Source organism: Streptomyces sp. GbtcB7, from assembly GCF_019091445.1.
GTDB lineage: Bacteria > Actinomycetota > Actinomycetes > Streptomycetales > Streptomycetaceae > Streptomyces > Streptomyces mirabilis.
On the sequence record NZ_JAGXJM010000028.1, the window covers coordinates 132,778 to 153,876 of the forward strand.

Annotated in this window: 17 protein-coding genes and 1 riboswitch; of the genes, 12 read left to right on the forward strand and 5 right to left on the reverse strand. The window is 70.5% G+C overall.

Going from position 1 to position 21,099, the window contains the following annotated elements; translation table 11 throughout:
• The first annotated feature begins 1 nt into the window (after position 1).
• The 6 genes from hpnH to KVT44_RS37685 all read left to right on the forward strand — a co-directional run bounded on the left by hpnH (position 2) and on the right by KVT44_RS37685 (position 6,523).
• Positions 2-1,024, forward strand: a complete 1,023-nt coding sequence (gene hpnH, locus KVT44_RS37660) for an adenosyl-hopene transferase HpnH (RefSeq protein ID WP_099919495.1) — start codon at positions 2-4, stop codon at positions 1,022-1,024.
• 4 nt (positions 1,025-1,028) lie between these two features.
• A complete protein-coding gene (gene ispG / locus KVT44_RS37665) occupies positions 1,029-2,186 on the forward strand; it encodes a flavodoxin-dependent (E)-4-hydroxy-3-methylbut-2-enyl-diphosphate synthase (protein WP_054232726.1) in 1,158 nt (385 codons plus the stop codon).
• A gap of 28 nt (positions 2,187-2,214) precedes the next feature.
• The gene (gene dxs, locus KVT44_RS37670; RefSeq protein ID WP_190168316.1) at positions 2,215-4,143 is read left to right on the forward strand and encodes a 1-deoxy-D-xylulose-5-phosphate synthase; all 1,929 of its coding nucleotides are present in this window, start codon (positions 2,215-2,217) and stop codon (positions 4,141-4,143) included.
• Complete coding sequence (locus tag KVT44_RS37675; protein WP_099919493.1) at positions 4,140-5,540, forward strand: aspartate aminotransferase family protein; 1,401 nt, start codon at positions 4,140-4,142, stop codon at positions 5,538-5,540. Before dxs ends, KVT44_RS37675 begins: the two co-directional genes overlap by 4 nt.
• 153 nt (positions 5,541-5,693) lie before the next feature.
• Positions 5,694-6,347, forward strand: a complete 654-nt coding sequence (locus KVT44_RS37680) for a helix-turn-helix domain-containing protein (protein WP_095851334.1) — start codon at positions 5,694-5,696, stop codon at positions 6,345-6,347.
• Between the two features lie 59 nt (positions 6,348-6,406).
• Positions 6,407-6,523: a DUF6126 family protein gene (locus KVT44_RS37685; protein ID WP_217572042.1), complete on the forward strand. Its 117-nt coding sequence runs from the start codon at positions 6,407-6,409 to the stop codon at positions 6,521-6,523.
• A 23-nt stretch (positions 6,524-6,546) separates the two neighbouring features.
• Here KVT44_RS37685 and KVT44_RS37690 read toward each other — a convergent pair whose 3' ends face one another.
• Entirely contained in the window at positions 6,547-7,344 is a 798-nt protein-coding gene (locus KVT44_RS37690) for a tyrosine-protein phosphatase (protein WP_217572010.1), read from the reverse strand.
• Positions 7,345-7,526: 182 nt separating this feature from the next.
• On the opposite strand from KVT44_RS37690, the gene KVT44_RS37695 reads away from it, so the two are divergent.
• From KVT44_RS37695 to KVT44_RS37715, 5 genes are all read left to right on the forward strand, one after another.
• Complete coding sequence (locus KVT44_RS37695) at positions 7,527-9,596, forward strand: alpha-galactosidase (protein ID WP_217572012.1); 2,070 nt, start codon at positions 7,527-7,529, stop codon at positions 9,594-9,596.
• A gap of 301 nt (positions 9,597-9,897) precedes the next feature.
• A riboswitch (cyclic di-AMP (ydaO/yuaA leader) is annotated at positions 9,898-10,056 on the forward strand.
• 2 nt (positions 10,057-10,058) lie between these two features.
• Positions 10,059-11,036 carry a M23 family metallopeptidase gene (locus KVT44_RS37700; RefSeq protein ID WP_217572014.1) on the forward strand — a complete coding sequence of 326 codons (978 nt, stop codon included), beginning with the start codon at positions 10,059-10,061 and terminating at the stop codon, positions 11,034-11,036.
• Positions 11,037-11,279: 243 nt separating this feature from the next.
• Positions 11,280-13,166, forward strand: a complete 1,887-nt coding sequence (locus tag KVT44_RS37705) for a hypothetical protein (RefSeq protein WP_308314210.1) — start codon at positions 11,280-11,282, stop codon at positions 13,164-13,166.
• The gene (locus KVT44_RS37710; protein ID WP_217572016.1) at positions 13,163-13,879 is read left to right on the forward strand and encodes a DUF6250 domain-containing protein; all 717 of its coding nucleotides are present in this window, start codon (positions 13,163-13,165) and stop codon (positions 13,877-13,879) included. The genes KVT44_RS37705 and KVT44_RS37710 overlap by 4 nt, the downstream gene beginning before the upstream one ends.
• Before the next feature lie 143 nt (positions 13,880-14,022).
• Positions 14,023-14,808 (forward strand): SGNH/GDSL hydrolase family protein, encoded by a 786-nt coding sequence (locus KVT44_RS37715; protein WP_190168514.1) that lies wholly within the window; start codon positions 14,023-14,025, stop codon positions 14,806-14,808.
• Positions 14,809-15,182: 374 nt separating this feature from the next.
• Here KVT44_RS37715 and KVT44_RS37720 read toward each other — a convergent pair whose 3' ends face one another.
• The 4 genes from KVT44_RS37720 to KVT44_RS37735 all read right to left on the reverse strand — a co-directional run bounded on the left by KVT44_RS37720 (position 15,183) and on the right by KVT44_RS37735 (position 19,279).
• Complete coding sequence (locus tag KVT44_RS37720; protein WP_217572018.1) at positions 15,183-15,782, reverse strand: TetR/AcrR family transcriptional regulator; 600 nt, start codon at positions 15,780-15,782, stop codon at positions 15,183-15,185.
• A gap of 46 nt (positions 15,783-15,828) precedes the next feature.
• Entirely contained in the window at positions 15,829-16,248 is a 420-nt protein-coding gene (locus KVT44_RS37725; RefSeq protein ID WP_217572020.1) for a hypothetical protein, read from the reverse strand.
• 146 nt (positions 16,249-16,394) lie between these two features.
• Positions 16,395-17,621, reverse strand: coding sequence for a Glu/Leu/Phe/Val dehydrogenase dimerization domain-containing protein (locus KVT44_RS37730; protein WP_217572022.1), 1,227 nt, complete (start codon positions 17,619-17,621; stop codon positions 16,395-16,397).
• Positions 17,618-19,279: a 5-guanidino-2-oxopentanoate decarboxylase gene (locus KVT44_RS37735; protein WP_217572024.1), complete on the reverse strand. Its 1,662-nt coding sequence runs from the start codon at positions 19,277-19,279 to the stop codon at positions 17,618-17,620. The genes KVT44_RS37730 and KVT44_RS37735 overlap by 4 nt, the downstream gene beginning before the upstream one ends.
• A 460-nt stretch (positions 19,280-19,739) precedes the next feature.
• On the opposite strand from KVT44_RS37735, the gene KVT44_RS37740 reads away from it, so the two are divergent.
• Positions 19,740-20,972 (forward strand): MBL fold metallo-hydrolase, encoded by a 1,233-nt coding sequence (locus tag KVT44_RS37740; protein WP_217572026.1) that lies wholly within the window; start codon positions 19,740-19,742, stop codon positions 20,970-20,972.
• The last annotated feature ends 127 nt before the right edge of the window (positions 20,973-21,099 follow it).

Below are 21,099 nucleotides of genomic sequence, written 5' to 3' on the forward strand. Positions count from 1 at the left end.
GATGGCCATGCCGCTTCGGCAGTCCATGAAGGTCGCTGCGTACCTGTTTGAACAGAAGCTCAGGAAGCGGGACAAGTTCGCGCTGCTGGTCGAGTTGGAACCCCTCTTCGCCTGCAACCTCAAATGCGAGGGCTGCGGCAAGATCCAGCACCCGGCCGGGGTGCTCAAGCAGCGCATGCCCGTTGCCCAAGCCGTGGGAGCGGTCCTCGAATCCGGCGCGCCGATGGTCTCCATCGCCGGCGGCGAGCCGCTGATGCACCCGCAGATCGACGAAATCGTGCGGCAGTTGGTGGCCAAGAAGAAATTCGTCTTCCTGTGCACGAACGCGCTGTTGATGCGCAAGAAGATGGACAAGTTCAAGCCCTCGCCGTATTTCGCCTGGGCCGTGCACATCGACGGGCTGCGCGAGCGGCACGACGAGTCGGTGGCCAAGGAGGGCACCTTCGACGAGGCGGTCGCGGCCATCAAGGAGGCCAAGCGGCGCGGCTTCCGGGTGACCACCAACTCGACCTTCTTCAACACCGACACCCCGCAGACCGTCATCGAGGTCCTCAACTTCCTCAATGACGACCTGAAGGTGGACGAGATGATGCTCTCGCCCGCCTACGCCTACGAGAAGGCGCCCGACCAGGAGCACTTCCTCGGCGTCCAGCAGACCCGGGAGCTGTTCAAGAAGGCCTTCTCGGGCGGCAACCGGCGCCGCTGGCGGCTCAACCAGAGCCCGCTCTTCCTGGACTTCCTGGAAGGCAAGGTCGACTTCCCGTGCACCGCGTGGGCGATCCCCAGCTACTCGCTCTTCGGCTGGCAGCGGCCCTGCTACCTGATGAGCGACGGGTACGTGCAGACGTACAAGCAACTCCTGGAGGAAACCGACTGGGACTCCTACGGGCGCGGCAAGGACGAGCGGTGCGCGAACTGCATGGCGCACTGCGGCTACGAGCCGACCGCAGTCCTCGCCACGATGGGCTCCCTCAAGGAGTCGCTGCGCGCCGCCCGCGAGACCTTCACGGAAAGCCGCGGGTGACGACATGACCGCCGTTTCCTTGGGCCTCCCCGAGGTGCCGGTCCGACCGATCGCCGAACGCCGAGTGTCGCGGCGGATCCAGGTCGGAGCGGTGGCGGTCGGGGGCGGAGCACCCGTTTCGGTGCAGTCGATGACGACGACGCGTACGTCGGACATCGGTGCCACCCTGCAGCAGATCGCGGAACTCACCGCGTCCGGCTGTCAGATCGTTCGCGTCGCCTGCCCCACGCAGGACGACGCGGACGCCCTCGCGACCATCGCCCGCAAGTCCCAGATCCCGGTGATCGCGGACATCCACTTCCAGCCCAAGTACGTGTTCGCGGCCATCGACGCGGGCTGTGCGGCGGTGCGGGTGAACCCGGGCAACATCAAGCAGTTCGACGACAAGGTCCGCGAGATCGCACGGGCCGCCTCGGACGCCGGGACCCCGATCCGGATCGGGGTCAACGCCGGGTCGCTCGACCGGAGGCTGCTGCAGAAGTACGGCAAGGCGACCCCCGAGGCGCTGGTCGAGTCGGCGCTGTGGGAGGCGTCCCTCTTCGAGGAGCACGGGTTCCGGGACATCAAGATCTCGGTGAAGCACAACGACCCGGTGGTGATGGTCAACGCGTACCGGCAGCTCGCCGCCCAGTGCGACTACCCGCTGCACCTCGGTGTGACGGAGGCAGGTCCGGCGTTCCAGGGCACGATCAAGTCCGCCGTCGCCTTCGGGGCGCTGCTCAGCGAGGGCATCGGGGACACCATCCGGGTCTCCCTGAGCGCCCCGCCCGCCGAGGAGGTCAAGGTCGGCCTCCAGATCCTGGAGTCGCTGAACCTGAAGCAGCGCCGCCTGGAGATCGTCTCGTGTCCGTCCTGCGGGCGCGCCCAGGTCGACGTCTACAAGCTGGCCGACGAGGTCACGGCCGGTCTGGAGGGGATGGAGGTCCCGTTGCGCGTCGCGGTCATGGGCTGCGTCGTCAACGGCCCCGGCGAGGCGCGGGAGGCGGACCTGGGGGTCGCCTCCGGCAACGGCAAGGGGCAGATCTTCGTCAAGGGCGAGGTCATCAAGACCGTGCCCGAGTCGAAGATCGTCGAGACCCTCATCGAGGAAGCGATGAAGATCGCCGAGCAGATGGAGAAGGACGGCGTCGCCTCCGGCGAACCCGCCGTCACCGTGAGCTGATCAGCACGGACCGAGAGGGGGCCCGAGCGTGACGATTCTGGAGAGCATCCGGGGACCACGCGACCTGAAGGCGCTGTCCGAGGCGGACGTCGGTGAACTGGCGGATGAGATCAGGGAGTTCCTGGTGCACGCGGTGGCCAGGACCGGCGGTCACCTCGGACCCAATCTGGGGGTGGTGGAACTCTCCATCGCGCTCCACCGGGTCTTCGAGTCACCCGTCGACCGCATCCTGTGGGACACCGGCCACCAGAGCTACGTACACAAGCTGCTGACGGGACGCCAGGACTTCTCCAAGCTGCGCGGAAAGGGTGGCCTGTCCGGCTATCCCTCGCGTGAGGAGTCCGAGCACGACATCATCGAGAACAGCCACGCCTCCACGGCGCTCGGCTGGGCGGACGGGCTCGCCAAGGCCCGTCAGGTGCAGGGCGAGAAGGGCCATGTCGTCGCGGTCATCGGCGACGGCGCGCTGACCGGCGGCATGGCGTGGGAGGCGCTGAACAACATCGCCGCCGCCAAGGACCGCCCGCTGATCATCGTCGTCAACGACAACGAACGCTCGTACGCGCCGACCATAGGTGGCCTCGCCAACCACCTCGCGACCCTGCGGACGACCGACAGTTACGAGAAGGTCCTCGCCTGGGGCAAGGACGTACTGCTGCGCACCCCCGTCGTCGGACACACCCTCTACGAGTCGCTGCACGGCGCGAAGAAGGGGTTCAAGGACGCCTTCGCGCCGCAGGGCATGTTCGAGGACCTGGGGCTCAAGTACGTCGGGCCGATCGACGGGCACGACGTCGGGGCCGTGGAGTCCGCGCTGCGCCGCGCCAAACGGTTCCACGGGCCGGTGCTGGTGCACTGCCTGACCGAGAAGGGGCGCGGTTACGAGCCCGCGCTCGCGCACGAGGAGGACCACTTCCACACGGTCGGTGTGATGGATCCGCTGACGTGCGAGCCGCTCGCGCCCTCGGGCGGGCCGTCCTGGACCTCGGTGTTCGGGGACGAGATCCTCCGGATCGGCGAGGAGCGGGACGACGTCGTGGCGATCACGGCGGCCATGCTGCACCCGGTGGGGCTCGGGAAGTTCGCTGAGCGGTTCCCCGACCGGGTGTGGGACGTCGGGATCGCCGAACAGCACGCCACGGTGTCGGCGGCCGGGCTCGCCACCGGCGGTCTCCACCCGGTCGTCGCCGTCTACGCGACCTTCCTCAACCGGGCCTTCGACCAACTCCTCATGGACGTCGCGCTGCACCGCTGCGGAGTGACCTTCGTGCTGGACCGGGCGGGGGTCACCGGTGTCGACGGGGCCTCGCACAACGGCATGTGGGACATGTCGATCCTTCAGGTCGTGCCCGGCCTGAGGATCGCCGCGCCGCGCGACGCCGACCAGCTGCGGGCGCAGCTGCGGGAGGCGGTCGCCGTCGACGACGCGCCGACGCTGATCCGCTTCCCGAAGGAGTCGGTGGGCCCCGCGATCCCGGCGGTCGACCACCTGGGCGGACTCGACGTCCTGCACCGCTCCGACGACACCCCGCAGGTCCTCCTGGTCGCCGTCGGCGTGATGGCGCCGGTCTGCCTCCAGGCGGCCGACCTGCTGGAGGCCCGTGGGGTCGGCTGCACGGTCGTCGACCCGCGCTGGGTCAAACCCGTCGACCCGGCGCTGCCCGGCCTCGCCGCCGAGCACCGGCTCGTCGCGGTCGTCGAGGACAACAGCCGGGCGGCCGGCGTCGGCGCGGCGGTCGCGCTGGCGCTCGGGGACGCCGAGGTCGACGTGCCCGTACGGCGCTTCGGCATCCCGGAGCAGTTCCTCGCGCACGCCAAGCGCGGGGAGGTGCTGGCCGACATAGGTCTCACGCCCGTCGAGATCGCCGGGCGGATCAGCGCCGGTCTGGCCGTCAAGGACGCGCTGTCGAAGGACGTGCCGTTCGAGGATGAGTTGTCCAAGGAGAAACAGGAATGACCGACCCTGCGGAGAAGGGGGAGTTCGACCTCGGCGCGCTCCTCGCCGAGCGCGGAGCCGAGCGCTACGAGCTGCACACCAAGTACCTGAACCACCAGCTCCCGCGCATGCTGCACACCATCGGCTTCGACAAGGTGTACGAGCGGGCCGAGGGCGCGCACTTCTGGGACGCGGACGGCAACGACTACCTGGACATGCTCGCCGGGTTCGGGGTGATGGGCCTGGGCCGCCACCACCCCGTCGTCCGCAAGGCGCTGCACGACGTCCTGGACGCCTCGCTCGCCGACCTCACCCGCTTCGACTGCCAGCCGCTGCCCGGGCTCCTCGCCGAGAGGCTGCTCGCCCACAGTCCCCACCTGGACCGGGTGTTCTTCGGCAACAGCGGTACGGAGGCGGTGGAGACCGCGCTCAAGTTCGCCCGGTACGCCACCGGGAGGCCGAGGATCCTCTACTGCTCCCACGCCTTCCACGGGCTGACCACCGGCTCGCTGTCCGTCAACGGCGAGGACGGCTTCCGCGACGGCTTCGCCCCGCTGCTGCCCGACACCGCCGTTCCCCTCGGTGACCTGGACGCTCTGGCCCGGGAGCTGAAGAAGGGGGATGTCGCCGGGCTGATCGTCGAGCCCATCCAGGGCAAGGGCGTGCACGAGGCCCCACCCGGATATCTGCGTGCCGCGCAGGAGCTGCTGCACCGGCACAAGGCGCTGCTCATCGCGGACGAGGTGCAGACGGGCCTCGGGCGGACCGGGGACTTCTACGCCTACCAGCACGAGGAGGGCGTCGAACCGGACCTGGTGTGCGTGGCGAAGGCGCTGTCCGGCGGCTATGTGCCGGTCGGCGCGACGCTCGGCAGGGACTGGATCTTCAAGAAGGTCTACTCGTCCATGGACCGGGTCCTCGTGCACTCGGCGAGCTTCGGCTCGAACGCGCAGGCCATGGCGGCGGGCCTCGCCGTGCTCTCCGTGATGGAGAACGAACAGATCGTCGCGAACGCCCGGGCCACGGGAGAACAACTCAGATCCCGGCTCGCGGCGCTCATCGACAAGTACGAGCTGCTGAGCGACGTACGCGGCCGGGGCCTGATGATCGGCATCGAGTTCGGTCGGCCCAAGTCGCTCAAGCTGCGCAGTCGTTGGACCATGCTGCAGGCCGCGCGCAAGGGCCTGTTCGCGCAGATGGTCGTCGTCCCGCTGCTCCAGCGGCACCGCATCCTCACCCAGGTCTCCGGCGACCACCTGGAGGTGATCAAGCTGATCCCGCCGCTGATCATCGGCGAACGGGACGTGGACCGGTTCGTGGAGGCCTTCACCGCCGTGATGGACGACGCGCACAGCGGCGGCGGCCTGATGTGGGACTTCGGAAAGACCCTGGTCAAGCAGGCGGTCGCCAACCGCTAGCCCTGCGGCACGAAGAGGCGGGGCGGGCTCGAAGCAGGGCCCGCCCGGATCGGGGCGGGTTCGAAGTACGGGCCCGCCTCGACCAGGGCTGGTGGTTTTGCCTCTGAGGCAAGAAATTTGCCCGAGAGGCAAGGATGCGGCTCAATGGAGGGCATGAGCCCTGTCGAGTCGGGGGCGGCCGCCACGCCGCCCGAGTCCGCAGCAGCCGAGGCGCTGCCCGCCGTCGCACCGCAGCTGCGTGCGCTGCGCCGCCGGGCCTCGCTGACCCTGGAGGCCGCGGCCCGCGCCGCCGGCCTTTCGGCTGCTCACCTCTCCCGACTGGAGACGGGACAGCGCCAGCCCTCGCTGCCGATGCTGCTCGCACTCGCTCGTATCTACGGTACGACGGTCTCGGAGCTGCTGGGCGAGACGGTCGCCGAACGGGACGCGATCGTCCGGGCCGCCGACATGGAGCCGACGAAGGCGGGCGGCTGGACCTACTGGCAGGCCGGTGCCCCGGGCCGCGGAATGCAGGCCCTGCGGGTGCACGTCCCCTACGGCTCGCAGGGCGACATCGTGCGCGTCCACCCCGGCGAGGAGTGGCTCTACGTCCTCCAGGGGCGGCTGCGGCTGCGCCTCGGGGACACCGCCCAGGTGCTCGCGCCCGGGGACAGCGCGCACTTCGACTCGCTGACCCCGCACCGCATCGCGGCCGCCGATCAGTCGGGGGCCGAACTCCTCTTCGTACACACCCTGCTGCAGAGCCCCACCGCCGCGCTGTGCCTCGGCCCGGCGGCAGGACACCCGACCATGGGAGAGCTGTCATGACGGAATCCACGCAACCCCCGGAGCCCACGGAATCCGCCGACCCCGCCACTCGGCGGCGCATGGTCGAGAAGTTCCCCCGCGCCCTGTGGGTACGCCTCTTCATCTACATCGCCGTCGGCCACATTTTCGCGGCCTTCATCTATCTGCTGTTCGAGCTGGGCGGGCAGAACCAGTAGCCCAGGGTTCAGGCCGACAGGGTTCAGTCCAGCAGGCGCTCGCGCAGCCGCTCCCGCTGCTCGGGCGTGACCCCCAGCCCCCGCTCCAGGTAGGCGTCGATGCCGCCCCAGGTCTCCTCGATCGTCTCGAAGGCCGCGGTCAGGTACTCGGCGCGGGCGTCGAACAGAGGGCTGAGCAGCTCCATGACCTCGGGGGAGCGGGCCGTCTCCGAGGAGCCGTTGCGGCGCACCTTGTAGCGGCGGTGGGTCGCGTTCGACTCCAGGTAGTCGGCCACGATCGCGTCGCGCTCGACGTCGAGGGCGAGGAGCGTCACGGCTATGGAGAGGCCCGCGCGGTCCTTGCCCGCCGCGCAGTGCATCAGCGCGGGCACGCTGTCCTCCGCCAGGGCGTGCAGCACGTGCGAGTGCTCGGCCGTGCGCTCCTTGACGATCGTGCGGTAGGAACCGATCATCCGGTTCGCCGCCTTGCCGTCGCCGAGGTGCCCGCGCAGCTGTTCGACGTCGCCGTCGCGGACCATCTTCCAGAACTCGCCGCCGTCGGCGGGGTCGGTGAGCGGAAGGTTCACGTTCCGTACACCCGGCAGCTCGACGTCCGGCCCCTCCAGCTTCTGGTCCGCGGCATTGCGGAAGTCGAAGATCGTGTGCAGCCCGAGAGAGGAGAGGAACGCGGCGTCCTCCTCCGTGGCGTGCGCGAGATGACCACTGCGGAACAGCCGTCCGTAGCGCACCCGCCGGCCGTCCACGGTGGGCAGGCCGCCCACGTCTCGGAAGTTGCGCACTCCGGCCAGCTCCGGCTCGGTCGACGGGACCTGCTGCGTCACGGGGGCTCCTCCCATTGGACCGCCGGCGCTGCTCGGCGACGCTCGCCGACGGGAATCGCGCTTTCGACGATACGACATGGGTTCCTCAGGCAATGAAGTTGTCCACAGCCGTTGCCTCCCGGGTGAGACGCCGTTGATGATGTTGGTGATTGAGTGCGGCTGTTCGAATCTGTGAGGGTTTGATGATCGAAATCGGCGAAGATGGTCGTACGTGGCTTCTTTCGGGTCCCACGAGCAGCTACGCACTACGGCTGACCGACCTCGACGAACTGCTCCATCTCCACTGGGGGCCACGGATCACCCTCGCCGACGCCGAGTCGCTGGCCGCCCTGCCCGGCCCGCCGTACCGGCCCTTCGAGTCCCGGCTCGACGGGCGCGAGGAGTACCCCGTCGAGGGCGGCCCCCGCTTCGTACGCCCGGCGCTGTCCGTGCGGACGCGGGAGCGGCGCGGCACCGAATGGCGTTTCGAGGCGTACGAGGCCGGCGGTGACGAACTGCGGCTGCGCTTCGCGGACGACGGGCTCGGCATCACCCTGCACTACCGGATGCGCGGCCACGTCGTCGAGCGCTGGGTGACCCTGGCCAACGAAGGACCTTCCCTGGAGTTGCTGCGCGCGGACTCCGCGACCTGGACGCTGCCCGAGCGCGACGGTTGGCGCCTCTCCCAGCTGCACGGGCGGTGGGCGGCCGAGTCCCGGCTCGCGCGCTCCCCCCTCACCTACGGTGAGAAGGTCATCGGCAGCCGCCGCGGGCACACCGGGCACCAGCACCTGCCGTGGGTCGCGCTGGACAGCGGGGCGAGTGAGGAGAGCGGCGAGGTCTACGGGTGCGCGCTCGGCTGGTCGGGCTCGTGGCGCATCTGCGTGGCCCAACTCCCCGACGCGCGCGTGCAGATCTCCGGGGGCGCGGGGTACGACGACTCCGGACTGTTGCGTCTGGAGCCGGGGGAGTCGTTCACCACCCCCGTCTTCGCGGGGCTGTGGAGCGACGGCGGCTTCGGCGCGGCGAGCCGGACATGGCACGCGTACCAGCGGGCGTTCGTGATCCCGGACGCGGACCAGGACCGGCCGGTGCTCTTCAACTCCTGGGAGGCCACCCACTTCGACATCTCCGAGGAACGGCAGCGGGAGCTGGCCCGGCGGGCCGCGGAGATGGGCGTCGAGCTGTTCGTCGTCGACGACGGCTGGTTCGGCGCACGGACGAGCGACCGCGCCGGGCTCGGCGACTGGACCCCCAACCCGGACCGCTTCCCGCAGGGGCTGAAGCCGCTCGCCGACGACGTGCACGCGCTCGGCATGCAGTTCGGGATCTGGGTCGAGCCGGAGATGGTCAATCCGGACAGCGAGCTGTACCGCGCGCACCCCGACTGGGTGCAGTTCCAGCCGGGGCGGACCAGGACGGAGTTCCGCAACCAGCTCGTACTCAACCTCGCCCGTCCGGATGTCCAGGAGTACCTGTGGGAGCAGCTCGACACTCTGCTCTCGAGCGCCCCGATCGACTATGTGAAGTGGGACTTCAACCGCTGCTTCACGGACGCCGGTTGGCCTGGTGAGCCGTACCCGCAGAAGCTGTGGGTCGAGCACGTGGAGGCCCTGTACGGGCTCCTGGACCGGCTGCGCGCCGAGCACCCCGGGGTCGCCTTCGAGTCCTGCTCGGGCGGCGGCGGCCGGATCGACCTCGGCGTCATGGCGCGTACGGACCAGGTGTGGACCTCCGACAACACCGACCCGCTCGACCGGCTCGCCATCCAACACGGCTTCAGCCAGATCCACCCGGCCCGGATCATGGCCGCCTGGGTCACGGACAGTCCGAACGCGCAGCTCAACGGTCGGATCAGCTCGCTGCGCTTCCGGTTCGTGAGCGCCATGGCCGGGGTACTCGGGGTCGGCGGTGACCTGGCCGACTGGAGCGAGGCGGAGCTCGTCGAGGCGCGGGAGTGGGTGGACCTCTACAAGGAGATCAGGCCGGTCGTGCAGCGCGGCGACCTCTACCGGCTGCGACCTCCGGAGGGCGCGCTGAGCGCCGTGCAGTACGTCCACGGCGACGAGACCGTCGTCCTCGCCCTGCTCCAGGCGCAGCGTCACGGCGAGCCGGTCGCCCCGCTCCGGTTGCGCGGGCTCGATCCGAGCGCGGCGTACGAATGCCGTGAAACGGGCGAAGTGCACCGAGGTGCGGTGCTGTTGCATCACGGGCTGCGGACGGGGCTGCGCGGGGACTTCGATGCGACAGTTATCCGACTGCGTCGCATGTGAGCGTTCTGTCCTTATTGATGCCTTAATTCCAACTGGCCCTGGAATGAGGGACCGTGGTGTGACGTGCGTGAGCAGCGTCATATTCGTGACGATGCGTTGCGGGCCCGCTTTCTCGATCCGCCCGAATTTCCGGGCGGATTGAGAGGCGGGGGAGATCATTGTCCACGGAGGGTGACCGGAATTCCGGCATGGATCAAGAAAGGCACGCGCACGGAAAAGCCACATGGTTGGCGATGCGCCCCCATCTCGCTTACGTTCGCCCTCAATCCGGACGGACGCCCAATCCTGCCGCCGCCCGGTATCCGCACACCCACCGGTAACCGGCAGGAGCGGGGGACCCACAGGTACCACGCCTGTTCCGGTCTCCGGAACGGCTAGGGGTATAGCCGCGCAGCAGCGTGGCCGGGCATCTCCAGCCCGCACCCGACAGCTCACCTCGCAGGCGCCGGAGAGGAATTCTTCATGCCCGCGAAGGGTAAGCACCGCCGACCCAAGTCCCAGCGTTTCTCCCGCTCGATCGCCGTGGCCGGAACCGGTGGGGCCGCGCTCGCGCTGCCGCTGATGGGGGCCGCCGGTGCCCATGCCGTGACGCCTACGGCCGCGGTTTCGTCCACTCCGGAAAAGACCGCGACTATTTCCGGCGCGACGGTTTCTCAAAAGTCCGCGACGGTTTCGGAAAAGACCGCGACGACCTCCACGGCCTCGACGAAGACCTATTCGGTGAAGGTCGGCGACTGGCTCGCCAAGATCGCCGAGCGGCAGCACCTCAGCGGCGGCTGGCAGAAGCTCTACTCCGACAATCGCCAGGCCATCGGCAGCGACCCCTCGCTGATCCACCCCGGCCTGAAGCTCACGATCGGCGAGAGGGCCGCGTCGACCGACGACGCCAAGCCGTCGACCAAGCCGTCCACGCAGTCGTCCGCCAAGACGTCCACGCGGTCGTCGGCGCAGTCGGCCACCGAGTCGTCCGGCGCGGCGGACGCGCCCAAGACCCAGGCCGCCGCGCCCCGGGCCACCGCCGCCACCAACACCGGTTACACCCTGCCGGTAGAGGGCGCCACCATCGGCACCGGCTACAAGGTCGCCGGCAGTATGTGGTCCAGCGGCTACCACACCGGCGTGGACTTCGTGGTCCCGACCGGCACCACCGTCAAGGCCGTAGCCGCCGGCACCGTCGTATCGGCCGGCTGGGGCGGCGCGTACGGCAACCAGGTCGTCATCCAGCACGCCGACGGCCGGTACTCGCAGTACGCCCACCTGTCCGCCCTGTCCGTCTCGGCGGGCCAGACCGTGACCGAGGGCCAGCAGATCGGCCTCTCCGGCGCGACCGGCAACGTCACCGGTCCGCACCTGCACTTCGAGATCCGCACCACCCCGAACTACGGCTCGGACGTGGACCCGGTCGCGTACCTGCGCTCGCACGGTGTCGCCGTCGGCTGACGCCCGCCGCGCCTCTCACGTCTTCGAGGGCCGGACCCCGCGATCGCGGGGTCCGGCCCTCGGTTTTTTCTCCACGCGTCCCGGCGTGGTCCTTTCATGATCGGCACATTGCGGTCTTGTGGCACCGGCGCACGAGGTCTCGACACGGTGCGAGAGTGACTCCACAGTGATCTCCGTAAGCGCTTTCCATGCCTTCGGCGGCGGCATCGCGGCCGTCGTCGCCACCGCAAGGAGCACGCCATCGTGAGACCTCGAAGACTCGGCGTCGTCACCGCCGCCGCGCTGCTGGCCGGTCCGGTCGCCGCGCCCTCGCACGCCGCCGAACAGCATCCGCCGCCGCGCCGGATCGTGGAGAACCTGGACCGCGGCCTGGTCGCCGTCTCCTCGGGCAAGGGCACCCTCCTGAGCTGGCGGTTACTCGGCACGGAGTACGCGAGGTACGGGGACGCGATCGCGTTCAACGTGTACAAGGGCGGACGGCGGCTCAACCAGGCGCCGGTCACCCGGTCGACCACGTATCAGGACGACAGCCGGGGCACCGGCACCTACACCGTGCGTGCCCTCGTCAACGGCCATGAGCGGAAGCCGAGTTCGGCGGCGCTCGACCTCGCGCGGGGCTACGCCGAGATTCCGCTGGCCGCCGCCGACGGATACACCGTGCAACACGCCTGGCCCGGCGACCTCGACGGCGACGGACGCTATGAACTCGTCGTCAGCCGGCTCGCGCAGACCCGCGACAAGCCCGACCTCCTGGAGGGGTACACGCTCACCGGCGCGCGGCTGTGGCGCGTCGACCTCGGCCCGGGCTCGTACACCCAGGTCGGCGGGAACGGCGCCAACGACCCCGCGCCCGCCGCGATCAGCGGCTCGACGGCGATCGGCGGCTACCGCAACGACGACAACGTCACCGTGTACGACCTCGACGGCGACGGCAAGGCCGAGGTGCTGGTGCACACGGCCGACGGGACCGGCTTCGCGGACGGCGCGAAGGTGACCGCCAACTCGCCCGCCGACCAGTTCATTTCGGTGATCGACGGGGAGACGGGCACCGAGCGCACCCGGCAGCCCGTGCCCGACGACCTTGTCGCCGACGGTCCCTCCGGCGGGCACTTCGGCATCGCGTACCTCGACGGCGTACACCCCAGCCTCGTCACGAAGTTGGTCACCCGGGTCGGAGCCAAACGCGGAGCGTTTCGGATCCTCTTCCAGACCTGGGACTTCAACGGCACGGATCTGAACCGGCGTTGGAAGTACGTCGTCCCGGCCGGCAGTGGCGCCACCAGCTTCCACCAGATCCGGACCGTCGACGTCGACCAGGACGGCAAGGACGAGATCGCCGACGGCAACTACGTCGTGGGCAGCGACGGCACGCTGCGCTATGTCGTCGACGGTGCCGGACACGGCGACCGTTTCGACATCGCTGACCTCGACCCCGACCGGCCCGGCCTGGAGGGCTTCGCGATCCAGCAGTCCGAACTGGGCGTCGTATCGAACTTCCCCTGGTACTACTACGACGCCGACACCGGTCAGCGCCTGGTGACCGGCGAGCACCCGGCCGACCCGACGAGCGAATCCGACCTCGACGTCGGCCGGGGCAGCGCCGCCGACATCGACCCCGGCCACCCCGGCTACGAGTACTGGACCTCCACCGCCGACGTCACCCGCCCCGGCGCGGGCGTCTTTAACGTCCAGGACGGAAAGGTCTCCACGACCACGCCCAGCGTCAACTTCCGTATCTGGTGGGACGGCGACAAGGGCGCCGAACTCCTCGACTACACGCATGTCGACAAGTGGGATCCGAAGGCCGAGACCAGCACGCGCCTCTTCGACCCGGCCGGTGTCGTCTCCGGCGCCCGCAACGCGACCCCGTTCTACGGCGACCTCCTCGGTGACTGGCGCGAGGAGATCCTCGCCGAGACCGGCGACCACACCGCGCTGCGCCTGTACACCACCACCGAACCGACGAAGACCCGTATCTACACGCTCGCCCAGAACCCCGGCTATCGCCTCGGCTGGACCGTGCGGGGCTATCTCCAGTCGACGTACACGGACTACTACCTGGGCACCGAGACCCGGCGGGTGCCGAAGCCCGCCATCACCACCGCCGCTCGCACGGAAGGAACCTCATGACCACCCGCAGAGCCTTCGCGACCCTCGCCGCCGGTGCCGCGCTGTCGACGCTCGTCCCGGCCACCACCGCGAGCGCCTCGCCGCGCCACCGTCGCGGCCGGCTCATCGCCCACGACGGCTTCCGCCGAGGCCTCGGCCAGTGGGTCACCGAACTACAGGACGGCGGCACGGTCACCGCCTCGCACGGCGTCCTGGAGATCGACGTACCGAGCGGTGCGACGGTCTGGTTCAAGCAGCGGCTCGAAGGGCCCTACGTCATCGAGTACACCGCCACACCGGTCTCCGAGGGCGGCGTCAACGACCGGGTCTCCGACCTCAACAACTTCTGGAACGCCGTCGACGTCCGCTCCCCGGACGACCTCTTCGCCACGCCCCGGGGCGGCGCCCTGGCCGAATACGACTACTTGAAGACGTACTACGTCGGATACGGCGCCAACACCGACACGACCACGCGGCTGCGCCGGTACGTGGGGGAGCCGGGCGTCCGCCCGCTCGTCTACGACTACACGGAGCCGCTGCTCACGGCCAACGAGCCGAACCGTGTCCGGATCGTCTCGGACGGCTCCACGGTCCGTTGGTGGAACAACGGACGGCTCGTTTTCGACTACGACGACCCGGAGCCGTACACGAGCGGGCACTTCGCGTTCCGGACCACATGGAGCCATTTCCGGATCGAGGGCTTCCAGGTGTGGCGGCTGTTCAACCACTCCTGACAGAGCCTTATTCCGGGTTCGGTCACACTTTACGAGTGGCTTATCTCACCACCCGTCAACCCCTTCCTACGGTCGCGTAGCTCACATCGAAAGGTGAATCATGGGCCGATGTGGCAGACGATTCGAAGAGTGACAACAGATCAGTGATCGGGTCGTACGTGGCGGTGGGGGACAGCTTCACCGAAGGCGTCGGCGACCCCGGCCCCGACGGGGCCTTCGTCGGGTGGGCCGACCGGTTCGCGGTGCTCCTCGCCGACCGGCGGCCCGAAGGCTCCTTCACCTACACCAATCTCGCCGTACGCGGAAAGCTGCTCGACCAGATCGTCGAGGACCAGCTCCGGGGCGCCAAGGAACTCGCCCCCGACCTGGTCTCCTTCTGCGCGGGCGGCAACGACATCATCCGGCCCGGCACCGACCCCGACGAGGTCGCCGAGCGCTTCGAGCGCGCGGTCGCCGACCTCACCTCCGCCGTCGGTACCGTCATGGTGACGACCGGCTTCGACACCCGTACCGTCCCCGTGCTGAAGCATCTGCGCGGCAAGATCGCCACGTACAACGGGCACGTACGGGCCATCGCGGACCGGTACGGCTGTCCGGTCCTCGACCTGTGGTCCCTGAAGACGATCCAGGACCGCCGCGCCTGGGACGGCGACCGCCTGCACCTCTCGCCCGAGGGCCACACCCGGGTCGCGCTGCGCGCCGGCCAGGTCCTCGGCCTCGAAGTGCCCGCGGACCCCGACCAGCCCTGGCCTCCACTGCCGCCCCGCGGCACGCTCGAGGTCCGGCGCGACGACATCCACTGGGCACGCGAGTACCTCGTCCCGTGGATCGGGCGCCGACTGCGCGGGGAGTCCTCCGGCGACCACGTGGCCGCCAAGGGCAGCCTCTCGCCGGACGACATCAAGATGCGGATCGAGTCGGTGGCCTGAACGACGGGTCTCCGACGTGTCGGTGGCTTGGACGGAGTGGGTGCGGGGCGCCGGAGACGTGGTGCGCGGGGCGCGGGGCCGTTGTCGGTGTCGGCTTCGCCGTGCGTGCGCGGGGAGGCGGTGTCCGTTTTGTCATCGGTGCGTCGGCAGTCGACGGCCCGGGCGCGGGACGTGCCGCCCGTCACCGACCCGCCTCGACGGCGTGCCCGCCAGGCGGGCCCGGGCCGAACTCGCCGCCGCGCCTGCGGCCCTTGTGGCGCGGCGGCTGTCGCCGGGTCGGGCCGGGTCGGCCGTGCCTCGTACACGCCTCCCCGGTGGCTCGGCGGTGGGGCGGCGACGGCCGAGCCGTCCGGGCGCGTGCCCCGGCGTGCGCCTCAGCGCACCGCCGCCGTCAACGCCTCTCGCGCGAGCCCCAGTTCCCGGGCGAGCGCTTCGTCCACCCACTCCTGGGCCCGCGCCCGCGACACCGCTCCCGTGTAGGCGGTCATCTGCACGGCGAGCCCGTCGAGCAGCGCCGTCAGTCGCAGGGCGGCGCCCGTGGGATCCGGGCACGTGAACTCGCCGGCCGCCACTCCCTCCGCGATCACCTCGGTGATCGCGGCCTTCCACTGCTTGTCGAGATCACGCGTGACCTCCTGAAGCGCGGGCTCGCGCAGGGCAACCGCCCAGCCCTCGATCCACAGTCGCCAGCCCTTGGCCTGGCCGGTCGGCGCGTACCAGCGCACGGCGGCGCGCAGCCTGCGCAGCGCCGACGTACGACGGCCGAGCAGCTTGCGCAGATGGGCGAGGTCGTCCTCGGCCGCGTAGGTGAACGCGGCGGCGACCAGCTTCTCCTTGGTGGAGAAGTGGTACAGCACCAACGCGTTGCTCACCCCGAGCACCGAGGCCACGTCGGCGATCCGCACCGCCGCCACGCCCCGCGCCTCGATCTGCTCGATGGCGGCGCGCAGCAACTCCTCGCGCCGTTCCGCCACGCTCAACCGCACCCTCGCCACGCGGTAACCCTAATGCTCGACGGGGTCAGTCGACGAACTGGTAGTCAAACCGGATGCGGCCGTCCTCGTCGAGGACCAGGAACTCCCGGCCACCGCCCGTGGCCCGTCCCTCTCCGATGTGGAAGGACTCCCTGCGGAACGTGATGACGTCCCGCAGCTGTTGTGCGGGTTCCTGGATCCGGAAGACGTAGGTCCCCGGGGCGACGAATTCGTCGTGGGCGCGGGTCACGCGCGTGTGCAGTTCGTCGTGGCCACGGGCCTCCAGGACGGCGGTGGTGAAGCCGAGGCCCACCGCGGTGTCCCGCATCTCCTGGGGCGGCCGGAGGACGTGCAGACCGTCCTGAGCCCAGAGTTCGTCCACGGTCTTGCGGCGGATCTCGGGATCGGGCTCGTTCCAGACGCCGATGTAGCGCTCGATCAGGTCCTGCGGGTCGATGGTGGGCATGGATACTCCCGGTACGAGTCGGACTTCGTGTGGGGAGGGGCGGTCACTCGCGCTCGCGCGCCCTCGCTCCACCGACTCTGCTGTCACCGGCCCCGCGCCTCAATTCCCCAGGAGGAATGACGGGAGGGCCGCGAGACGGGTGCCCGTCAGCGGTACCAGCCGAACCGCTCCGCGATCACCGGCAGCCGGTCGGCGACGATGGCGTGCGCCGCGGCCCGTGGTGTCGTCCCGTCGGCTTCCGCGCGGGCCAGCATTCGGTCGATCAGGTCGCGCATGGAGCGCCGGGTGTACGCGAACGCCTCGTCCGCGTCCGCGCCGATGTCGCCGAACAGCGTCCACCACCACCAGGCGTTCGTCCCGGAGTTGACCACGACGTCCGGCAGCACGACGACCCCGCGCGCGGCGAGCAGCTCCTCCGCCTCGGGCAGTACGGGCATGTTGGCCGCCTCGACGATCCAGCGGGCGCCGATCTGCCGCTGGTTCTCGGTGTCGATGGCGTACGAGACCGCCGCGGGAACCAGCACCTCCGCGTCCACGGACAGCCACGCGTCGCCCGGGAGTTCCTGGTCGGACGGGCGCAGCGCGCCGCGGTCGACCGTGCCGTAGGCGTCCCGCGCCGCGAGCAGCGCGTCGATGTCCAGCCCGTCCGGGTTCGCGATCGTGCCCTTGACGTCCGCGACGGCGACGATGCCGAGGCCCGCGCGGGAGAGGAAGCGGGCCGTGGCTCCGCCCATGGTGCCCAGGCCCTGCACGGCCACACGCGTCCCCGCGTGCGCCACCCCGGCCCGGTCCAGGGCCGCGAGCACCGACTCGGCGACACCGCAGCCGCCGACCAGTTCGTCGAGCCCGATCCCGTCCACGTCGACCGCGAAGGCGTCCGCGAGCCGCCGACGGGCCGTCGTCTCGTCGTCGAGCAGCGGGTACACGGCCTGGATGGACGAGACGAGCCCCGCCTCCTCGGCGGCCCGGTCGACCAGGTCCTGGGTGAGCCCGAGGTCCTCACCCGTGGTCCAGAAGCTCTCGATGTAGGGGCGCATGGCGCGCAGGTAACGCACCAGCAGGCCGTACGCCGCCGGGTCCTGGGGATCGCAGTCGATGCCGCCCTTGGCGCCGCCCAGCGGGATGTAGCGGCCCTCGGGGTTGTAGTGCAGGGCCTCCTTCATCGTCATCCCGCGGGCGAGCCCGGCGACCTCGTCCAGGGTGCAGCCCGCGCGCATCCGCAGACCGCCGCTGGAGACGCCCCGGACGAGCCGGTCGACCACGAGATAGCCCGGTCTGCCCGTGACGTGGTCGGTCCAGGTGAGCGTGATCAGAGGCGGGGTGAGCGGCGCGGCCGACGGTACGGTCGGGGGCGTGGTCATGGGCGTGGTCATGGGGTCTCCTCGGGGACGGCGATCAGGGTGGGACCAGGCGTGCGCAGCGCCTCGGTGAGGGCGAGGGCCAGCTCGTCGGGGTGGCACACGCGTGTGCCCTGTCCTCCGTAGGCGCGGGCCAGGGCGGGCAGATCGACCGGAGCGAGGTCCACAGCGGTCGGGTGGTCGCCACGGGCGGCCATATCGTCGCGGATCTCTCCGTAGCCACCGTTGTCGAACACCACGACGGGCAGCGGGAGTCGCAGCTGAGCGGCGGTCGCCAGCTCCTGCACCGTGAACTGGAGGCCGCCGTCCCCGCTCAGCGCCACCACCTGGCGCTCCGGGCACGCCACCTTGGCGCCGAGCGCCGCGGGCAGCGCGTAGCCGAGCGTGCCGAAGCCGGTCGGGTGAAGATAGCGTCCCGCCGGGCCCAGCGGGAGGTGCGGGAGCGCGCCGTAGTAGCAGCACTGGGCGCTGTCCGAGGTGATGACCGCGTCGTCGGCCAGGACGGCGCGGATCGCCCGCAGGTACGGGATCCAGCGTGCGTCGCGCGCGGCACTCCCGGCGTACCGCGCGTCCCGCACCGCGGCGACCTCGTCGACGTCGACGCCGCCTCGTGGGTCGGGGATGTCGTGTCGCACGCGCGCGTGGAGGCCCATTTCCGACAACAGCCCCTCCAGGGAGGCCCGCGCGTCGCCGACGAGCGCGATGTCCGTGGGCAGCCCGGAGTGCATCTGGTCCGGGTCGAGGTCGGCCCGCACGAGCGTGCCCCCGAGGGCGGTCGGCGGCGACCAGAAATCGGACTCGGCCAGCTCCGTGCCCACGGCGAGGACGACATCGCGACCCGCCAGCCACTTCTGCACCGACTCAGTGTGCAGCGAGACGCCGAGCGAGAGCGGATGCCGCTCGGGTACGACGCCCTTGCCGTTGGCGGTCGTCACGACGGGCGCGCCGCACGCCTCCGCGAGAGTGAGACAGGCGGTCGCGGCGCCGCGCGCGCCACCGCCGAGCACCAGTGCGGGCCGCCGCGCCTCCCGCAGGGCGCGCGCGGCCCGTCGTACGGCCTCGGCGTCCGGCAGTGTCGGCGCGGTGGCCGGGGCGAGCCGCACCGGCCCGGCGGTCTCGGCCGCCGTCAGCAGGTCCAGTGGCACCTCGATGTGTACCGGCCGCGGTCGCCGCGTACGGAAGAGGGTGAACGCGCGTGCCACGGCGGCGCCGATCTCGGCCACCGAGGAGACCCGGTGGCTGAACGCGGCGACGCCCCGCAGCGCCTCGGTCTGGCTGCGCATCTCGTGCAGCAGCCCGGTCGACAGCCGGGGGTGGCGCAACGGCATACCCGGGGAGACGACCAGCAGGGGCACGCTGTCCGAGTAGGCCTGCCCGACGGCGGCCGTGACGTTGAGGAGCGCGGGACCGGTGGTCGTGATCACGACACCAGGGCGGCCCGTCACGCGCGCGTACCCGTCGGCGGCGTACCCGGCGCCCTGTTCGTGGCGCGGGGTCGCGTGCCGGACGCCGTACGCCGCCAGGTGCCGGTAGATCTCCAGGTTGTGCGTGCCGGGAATGCCGAACGCCTGCGTCACGTCATGCGCGGCGAGCGCCCGGACGAGCGCCTCGCCACCGGTGAGCACACCGGTGCGCGAGTCGGTGCGCAGGTGGGTGCGCAGGTCGGCCTCCATGGTGCCTCCAGGTGCGGGACGAGCGGCGCGACCGAAGACCCACCGGTGTCTTTACTGAATCGCCATTCAGTATCGGGAGTGACCCCGAAATCTGTCAATTTACTGAACGGATCATCAGTAGTGGGCCTGAGGCGCACCGCCCGGCGAAGGCCGGACCGGACCGCAGGGCGCGTGGATTGTGGGCGAGTGCCCGGCCGGGGGCGAGGACCTTTCCGTAGGCGCGCTTCCAGCATTACTCCATGAGGCGGAAGAAGACCGTGCGCCGCGGGGTTAGGGAGACGCGGGCCATGGGGGCCACCTCTGTGTCCGGGGCCCCTGGCGTGTCACCCCTGGGCGTGTCGCACCAGGGCCCGGACCTCGCGGTGTGTACCGGGGACATCGCGCTGTGACACCGTCGACCCGGCGCTGTCAGAGGGGCCGACCATAATGGGAGGCCTGACCGACTCCACTTGGAGGTACCGTGACCGGTTTCCGTACGTTGAGCTCCGGGCTCCGCGCGTTGCAGCCCGCCGCCTTCGGCGCGGACCCCGGCGGTGAGCGCATGGAGCGCATCCGCAGATCGCCGAATTTCGCGGACGGTGTCTTCCAGAACCCGGTGAGTGCCCGCACCCGCCCCGACGGCTCCATGCTCGAGTTCGCGAAGGTCTTCTTCCGCAAGGAGGAGCGCGCCCACCGCGCCCCGGCGGGCACGGTGCCGGTGTATCCCACGACGCTCGCCGACCTCGCCAAGCCCGCGGCGAGCGGGTTGCGGATCACCTGGATGGGGCACTCCAGTGTGCTCGCCGAGATAGACGGGTACCGGGTGCTGTTCGACCCCGTATGGGGCGAGCGCTGTTCCCCCTTCAACTTCGTCGGGCCCAAGCGGCTGCACCCGGTGCCCCTGCCGCTGGCCGCGCTCGGCCCGGTCGACGTCGTCGTCATCTCGCACGACCACTACGACCACCTCGACCTGCCCACCATCAAGGCCCTGGCCGACACGGACACGGTCTTCGCGGTGCCGCTCGGCGTCGGCGCCCACCTGGAGCACTGGGGCGTCTCGCCCGACCGCGTGCGCGAGCTGGACTGGAACGAGAGCACCAAGGTCGGCGGCATCTCCCTGACCGCGACACCCGCCCGGCACTTCTGCGGCCGTGGCCTGCGCAACACCCAGCACACGCTCTGGGCCTCCTGGGTGGTGACGGGTGACGAGCACCGGATCTACCACAGCGGGGACACCGGCTACTTCGAGGGCTTCAAGGACATCGGCGCCGAGCACGGCCCGTTCGACATCACGATGATCCAGATCGGGGCGTACAGCGAGTTCTGGCCCGACATCCACATGACGCCCGAGGAGGGCATGCGCACCCACCTGGACCTCCAGGGCGGGCGCCCCACCGGCGTGATGCTGCCCATCCACTGGGCCACGTTCAACCTGGCGACCCACCCGTGGGTGGAGCCCGGCGAGGGCACGATGGCGGCCGCGCACGCGGTGGGCGCCCGTGTCGCGCTGCCCCGCCCCGGCCAGCCCTTCGAGCCCACCGCCGAGACCGTCCCGGCCGAGCCCTGGTGGCGCGGTGTGGCCGTGCCGCCGAGGGGTGGCTGGCCCGCCGTCGAGAAGTCCGGAGCGGATGTCTCCGTTTCCAACACTCCGGGTGATGTCGTGGGTCAAGCTTCCGAAGGCACTGGAGAGCCGGAGACGGTGCCCGCGGGCTGAATATCCTGAATGTCCGATCGACGGGGGGGGGGGGGGGGGGGGGAGGGCCCCCCCCCCCCCCCCCTGTTTCCGGCCCGGTCGGGCCCCGCCCCCTCCCGGCGGGGGGGGGCAGGGGAGGGGGGGCGGG